Source organism: Methyloceanibacter marginalis (assembly GCF_001723295.1).
Classification (GTDB): domain Bacteria; phylum Pseudomonadota; class Alphaproteobacteria; order Rhizobiales; family Methyloligellaceae; genus Methyloceanibacter; species Methyloceanibacter marginalis.
Map to the genome: position 1 here is coordinate 1 of NZ_LPWD01000348.1, position 5,925 is coordinate 5,925.

Here is a 5,925-nt window from a genome sequence, read left to right on the forward strand (position 1 = left end):
TGAAGAAGGCGCGGCGCTAAGGCGCCGGCCGCGCCGCGTAACTCAAGTCGCGCTTCACCATAATTCGAACTCGCGCGACGCGAACGCGCCGAAACGCGGTATCACACGCGCACGCCAAAAATATACAGCACACGTCCTAACATCATATGACGCGGCAACGCTTCGAAGGGAGGCATGATGACCAGGCCGGAGACCATCGTCTGCGAGATCTACGATGCGTGGCGCGCTCAAGACATGGAATGGTTCGCGAGCTACCTGCCTGACGATTTTTGCCACGTCATTCACATCCCGACGGACATTCATCCCCTTGGCGGTACCAGCGTGGCAAGGCGGCCTCGATCGCCCGGCTCGGCGTGATCGCCGACGACTTCGAAATTCTCCAGTTCGACACCAGCGGCTTGATCTTTCAGGAGGCTCGCGCCGGCGTCGAAATTCCCGTGCGCTACCGCCATCGCGAGACGGATATCGATCTCGAAACGACGATCGCAAATTTCTGGACGTTCGAGGACGGCTGGCCTGTCCGGCTTTCCGAGTATCACAACCTCGTCCGCATTCAGGAATTCAAGCAGAGCGTCGCGGCGCTCGGCGCGGAACTGTGACCGGCCAGAATCCAGACGCGGCTGGCAGCGTTAGGGCCCACACAATCCACGCCTTGATCCAGCGCAAAGCGGCGCCAGACATCACCTCTAGCCTTGATGGAGGGCGAACGGCGGTCTGGTGTTCGCGTCACCCGCCTTCGCCCCGGCGGCCTGGCCCGATCGGCGAACGCGCGGGATCCCGGGCCGCCATGCGGAGTTTTCCGCGCCCTACCCCTTCAGCCAGTGGGTAGCCTATCGAACGAGAAGCCCGGCCTCTTCGCCGGGTTTCTTGCTATGCGCGATTTCCCCTGGCCTGCCGTTCTAAATTGGCGCGCGCATTAACTCTTTCTCAAGCGGATCGGAGTGAGATGGGCGGCGTACCAAGTTGAGTACTCAGTAGCGTAGAGGGAATCAGTCATGCGCACCATCATTGCTCTTGCGGTCATCACCGCGACCATCGCCCTTGGCGGTTGCTTCCACCACGGTCAGCAGACCTACGTCACCGAGCTGCCGCCGCACCGGTGCCTTACAAGTAAGCTTTCATGCACGCCGGTTTCGGCCTTTCGAAGTCCTGACACCAGTCCGGGTTTCGCCGCATCCGGAATGAAAGCGAGAGTATCTGCGTAGAAGAGCCCGGCCGTTGCGCCGGGCTTTTTCGTGGCCATGCGCCAAGCGCGATCTCCCCTTCAAGTGCTTGTGAGCAGATATGAACCGCAAGTGATGGCGGCCTCGGCTAGCCTGCGGCGATGATGCCGGTGAGCGCGGGAGGGAGCCGAATTGTCCACGTTGATAACCTGGCTGGAGGCCGGACGGCGGCTCGCCGAGCGCGTCCCCTATAGCGTCGTCGCCTGGTGGCGCGGCTCGCCGTGGCGAACGTGTTCTGGCGTTCGGCCCAGACCAAGGTCGACGGCCTGCATATCAAGGACACGACTTTTTTCCTCTTCCGCGAAGAGTATAAGGTGCCCGTCCTACCGCCGGACGCCGCCGCCTATCTTGCGACTTATCAGGAGCTCGCCTTTTCGGTCATGCTCGTGATCGGGCTGGCTTCGCGGCTCTCCGCACTGGGTCTCATGCTCATGGTCGCGGTCATCCAGATCTTCGTTTATCCGGAAGGCTGGCCGGATCACCTTCTGTGGTTCGCGCTGCTGCTGCTGATCTTCGCGCGTGGCCCCGGCGCGATCTCCCTCGACCACTTGATTTGGTCGCGCGCCCGAAGCACACCCGCGCCCGCTCGTTAGAGAGCGGACACGGCTCGCTTGAAGTGGTCGGCGCTCGCCGGTTTGTTTGCTTAGCCGCCGCGCTGCAGCTGCCGCAGCAAGGCATGGCTCGGATAGGAATCCGCGGGCAGACCCAACTTGACTTGCATGTCGCGGATGGCGGCGCGAGTGCCGGCGCCGATCACGCCGTCGATCTTGCCCACGTCATAGCCGCGCTGCGCGAGGAGCTGCTGCAACTGCTTCGTCTCCGCTGCTGTGAACGGCTCGGGGTTTCCCCGCCGCAAAGACGGAGCGCCAGCAAGCCGCGTGGCGTAGTAGCCGGCGGTCGTCGAGTAGACGAGCGAGTTGTTCCAATCGAGATAGACGTTGATGAAATTCAGATAAGCGAGAAACGCCGGTCCGTCGCGTCCCATCGGCAAGAGAAGCGCCGAAGGCGTGTTGTCAGCGGGCACCGGCTTGCCGTTGCGATAGGTCACGCCATAGCGGGACCAGAAAAGCCGCGGCCGCTGAATGGTGACGTCCGCCTGTTCCCAAGGCAGATTGTCGGGCACGATGACTTCCTCGAGCCAAGGCTGACCCGGCTGCCACCCCTTGGATGCGATGTAGTTCGCGGCCGACGCAAGGGAATCCGGTGCGCTGCGCACGAGATCGCGGCGCCCATCGCCGTCATAGTCAACCGCGTAATCGTAGTACGTCTTTGGCTGAAACTGGAACTGACCGACCTCGCCGTGCGCAGGACCCTTCATCTGCGCTGGGTTGAGATCACCCCGATCGATGACCTTGAGCGCGTACATCAATTGCTCGCGGAACTCCTCGGGCCGGCGGCAATCATACGCCAACGTGGCAAGCGACTGGATGCTCGGCAGATTTCCCATCACCTTGCCGAAGTCGGTCTCCAATCCCCAATAGGCCACGAGCACCGGACCCGGCACCCCGTATTGCTGCTCGATCTTGTTGAAGGTCGAGGCGTATTTTTGGAGCAGCGACTTGCCGACACTCAGGCGGTTTTTGGAGACCATGCGGTCCTGAAACGTCAGATAGTCCTGGGCGAACACGCCCTGGCGGCGGTCATGGGCAATGGCCGTCGGATAATAGCTGACGCCGTTGAGCGCGCGGCCACGGTCTGGGGAGAGACGCCTTCGGCGATGGCCTGTTGCTTGAAACCTTGCAGCCATTTGTTGAAGCCGGCGGGGCCGGGGCATTGCTGCGCAAGGACGCTCGAAGCCGAGCCGAACAGCACCGCCGCACAGAGGCCAGCGCGCGCTGTCATCGAAATGACGCGAGTCATGGGGTGTCTAGCCATGCGCGCACTGAACCCAGTCGAAGGGCGTCCGTCAAGCTAAGAGGTATGACAAGCGAAGCTCGCGCCGCCACTACGACACCAATCGGAACGGCGGGCGCACTTCCAACACGGAAAGGAAAAAGCCTCCGCAAAAAAGCGCGGCGGCTTGGCGCGATGCGGTGCCGGCCGCTCTTAGTCGGTATGCGGCGGCAGGTCGCCAATCCGAAGCTTCTCCATCAGCGCGTTGATGCGCCGCGAAGCCTCGCGTTTGCTCAAGCCCTGCTGGAAAGCCCCCGGCTCACGCACTTCCTCGGCCAATGTCTTGAGATACGAGGCCTGCGCCCCCGTCATTGGCTCCGCGCCGTTGGACTCGCTCGACGCGAGGTACTGGCTTTCCTGATACTCAGGGGCCCTCTTCTTCTGTTCCATATCGTAGTATTCCTGAACCGTCCTCGGTGTTTCCCTTTGGGGGTCTTTCTTGTTCACACGAGTGTTACAGTAAGAATCGAAAAGGGCAAGGATTTGGCGTCCTGTGACAAAGGTTTGCGCGCAATTAGGTGCTGCCTAGAAAACATCCGGCCCGGGGCGCCTCGGCGTGCGGCGTGGTGAAGCGGCTTTCAGCCTCGCCCCATTAACATTTTGTAAACCTTGACAAAATCTGGGCTTAATGCCCCGAAATGGCCCTTCGAAGACCGCTGGCCAGCCGAGTTTCTGCCCCTTTGTTCCATAGATTACTGCACTGCACCATTGTGTGCCGCCGGCTCGATTCTTCGCCGGCTTCTGCAAACACCTCCGAAACAAGCTAAGGAGCAAAAACGCATGGTCAAAGTGCGGGCTAAACTTATGACGGTGGGACTTCTGGGTGCCGCTTTGATGTTGCCCTTGGGTGCCGCCCAGGCGGGCCAGGTCGGACACGCCTCGTGGTACGCGCTCACCTCGAAGACGGCGAGTGGGGAGCGGATGAACCCCAGCGCCCTGACCGCAGCGCACCGTTCGCTGCCCTTCGGCACCAAGGTGCTCGTGGAAAATCTGAGAAACGGCCGTTCCGTGGTCGTGCGAATCAATGACCGCGGACCCTTTGTGGGCGGGCGAATCATCGACGTCTCGAAGGGCGCCGCCGCACAGCTCGGCATGATCAACTCCGGTACCGCCAAGGTGCGCGTCACCCCGACAAGCGGGGGCGCGCTCAAGGCGCTCGGCCGGTCGAACAAGAACTAGCCACCGAGACAACAACACGGGGGACCGGGGCCGGGGGACCGAAGCGAGGGCTCCTTCTCTCAAACACCTGAAAGATATAAGGTTTCAGGGCTCCTGCGGAGCCTGCCTGAGACGGTCTACGACTCCGGGCATTCAGCCCGGCGTCCGTTTTTGGTTTTGCGCGCGCGCGCCCGGAACGGGCTAGTTCTCAAGCCCGTTGCGCAAAGCGTGCGCCCGAGCGCCCTCCAGAACATTTCGAACCGTTGCACGGATGCAATAGGCAGTCCGAGCAAAAGGCTGCATAGTCGCAAGGATTGGTGCTTGGGGAGCAGCCTTCCCACGGCAAGCGCGGTGGCGCATTCCTAGCCAATACGCCTAAGAGTCGCCGGGGGACCACATCCCCACCCAGATCGGAGACGCTCCCAATGCTCACGCTCCCCACGCTGTCCAAGGCGCTTCCTCTGGCGGCCCTCCTGGTCGCCGCCTCCGTTGGGCTGGCGCTGGAAAGCGCCGTGGCCCAGCAACAGGAGCGCAGCCAGGGAAGCGGCCAGGGACTCTTCCAGAAACCCCATCGCGGCCCGGCTATCGGCGGCACGTCATGGACTCTCAGTGACGTTTGGGGCGAGCCCAAAATGCCCGAGCAATCCATGGATAACCCCGGATACGATTACCCGCCTGGCGGTTATGACCTCAACGGTCCGCCGAGCCGGTCGCCCTACCCCAACTAGGCACAAAGACCCCGGTTGCACCGGCACGCGCGCAAGTCGATCGGGTCTTGCACAGAGCAGCCTGACGCCCCTAGAGTGAGGCGCTTTGCGGGCAGACTGCGAACCAGGGTGGAGACTGGCCGCGTACGCTCCTTGGGAAGCGACGTGGTTTCTTTCCCCGTTTCCTAGACTTGCCTGATTTTCCGTGCGTGTCGCGCGGACCATTCGGAGGGGGAAAGGAGCTTCCCATGCGTCAGACCGGTACGGTCAAATTCTTCAATCACTCGCGGGGTTTCGGCTTTATCACGCCGGACGATGGCGGCAAGGATGTGTTTCTGCACATCTCCGCACTACAGAAATCGGGTTTGCCGGCACCGGACGAAGGGGCGCGCGTCTCGTTCGAGACTGAGCCGGACCGTCGGGGCAAGGGCCCTCAAGCCATCAACGTGCAACTCGGCGAATAAGCTCTCCGCACAATCGAATATTTCCCACCCGCTGCGATAGCGCTGTCGTTCGACGCTGTTATCGTCAGCGGGATTTTTTTTGGAAGGCGTGGCAGTGTTCGACCGCGCGAGACAGGCTAGGCTATGACGATGCCCGACAAGCGCGCATCCGACCTCGCGCTTCAAAACGTGCTAGACCGTCTCGCCGAAGGACGGACCGCCGCCCTTGAGCGATTGTTTCAGTTCCTCGCCATTCCCAGCATCTCCACGGATCCCGCCTACCACGAGTCCTGCGTTCAGGCTGCGGACTGGTGTGCGGACGCACTGCGCGACATCGGCTTCGACGCGCGCGTCGAACCCACCGAAGGCAAGCCGATGGTCCTCGCCAAATGGCGCGACCCGGCCGACACCAATCGCCCGCACGTTCTCTTCTATGGCCACTATGACGTGCAACCGCCGGATCCGTTGGCGCTGTGGACGGCCTCACCCTTCGAGGCGCAG

At 62.1% G+C, this 5,925-nt stretch carries 8 protein-coding genes and 1 pseudogene; 7 read left to right on the forward strand and 2 right to left on the reverse strand.

From position 1 onward, the window contains the following. The first annotated feature begins 174 nt into the window (after positions 1-174). The 3 genes from AUC71_RS12490 to AUC71_RS12500 all read left to right on the forward strand — a co-directional run bounded on the left by AUC71_RS12490 (position 175) and on the right by AUC71_RS12500 (position 1,816). Positions 175-357 carry a hypothetical protein gene (locus tag AUC71_RS12490; RefSeq protein ID WP_069624527.1) on the forward strand — a complete coding sequence of 61 codons (183 nt, stop codon included), beginning with the start codon at positions 175-177 and terminating at the stop codon, positions 355-357. Further along, positions 354-599 carry a nuclear transport factor 2-like protein gene (locus AUC71_RS12495; protein ID WP_069624528.1) on the forward strand — a complete coding sequence of 82 codons (246 nt, stop codon included), beginning with the start codon at positions 354-356 and terminating at the stop codon, positions 597-599. Before AUC71_RS12490 ends, AUC71_RS12495 begins: the two co-directional genes overlap by 4 nt. A gap of 830 nt (positions 600-1,429) precedes the next feature. Further along, positions 1,430-1,816: a DoxX family protein gene (locus AUC71_RS12500; protein ID WP_244500944.1), complete on the forward strand. Its 387-nt coding sequence runs from the start codon at positions 1,430-1,432 to the stop codon at positions 1,814-1,816. A 50-nt stretch (positions 1,817-1,866) separates the two neighbouring features. Here AUC71_RS12500 and AUC71_RS12505 read toward each other — a convergent pair whose 3' ends face one another. Continuing rightward, entirely contained in the window at positions 1,867-2,997 is a 1,131-nt protein-coding gene (locus AUC71_RS12505) for a lytic murein transglycosylase (RefSeq protein WP_342021850.1), read from the reverse strand. 272 nt (positions 2,998-3,269) lie between these two features. After that, complete coding sequence (locus AUC71_RS12510; protein WP_069624533.1) at positions 3,270-3,506, reverse strand: DUF3072 domain-containing protein; 237 nt, start codon at positions 3,504-3,506, stop codon at positions 3,270-3,272. 390 nt (positions 3,507-3,896) lie between these two features. Between AUC71_RS12510 and AUC71_RS12515 the strand changes: the two genes are divergently transcribed. The 4 genes and pseudogenes from AUC71_RS12515 to AUC71_RS12530 form a co-directional block, all read left to right on the forward strand. Next, complete coding sequence (locus AUC71_RS12515; RefSeq protein ID WP_083238336.1) at positions 3,897-4,295, forward strand: septal ring lytic transglycosylase RlpA family protein; 399 nt, start codon at positions 3,897-3,899, stop codon at positions 4,293-4,295. Between the two features lie 404 nt (positions 4,296-4,699). Beyond that, positions 4,700-5,002: a hypothetical protein gene (locus AUC71_RS12520; RefSeq protein WP_069624531.1), complete on the forward strand. Its 303-nt coding sequence runs from the start codon at positions 4,700-4,702 to the stop codon at positions 5,000-5,002. A gap of 227 nt (positions 5,003-5,229) precedes the next feature. Beyond that, positions 5,230-5,445: a cold-shock protein gene (locus tag AUC71_RS12525; protein WP_069624532.1), complete on the forward strand. Its 216-nt coding sequence runs from the start codon at positions 5,230-5,232 to the stop codon at positions 5,443-5,445. Positions 5,446-5,574: 129 nt separating this feature from the next. Beyond that, a pseudogene (locus AUC71_RS12530) lies at positions 5,575-5,925 on the forward strand (hypothetical protein); the annotation flags it as partial.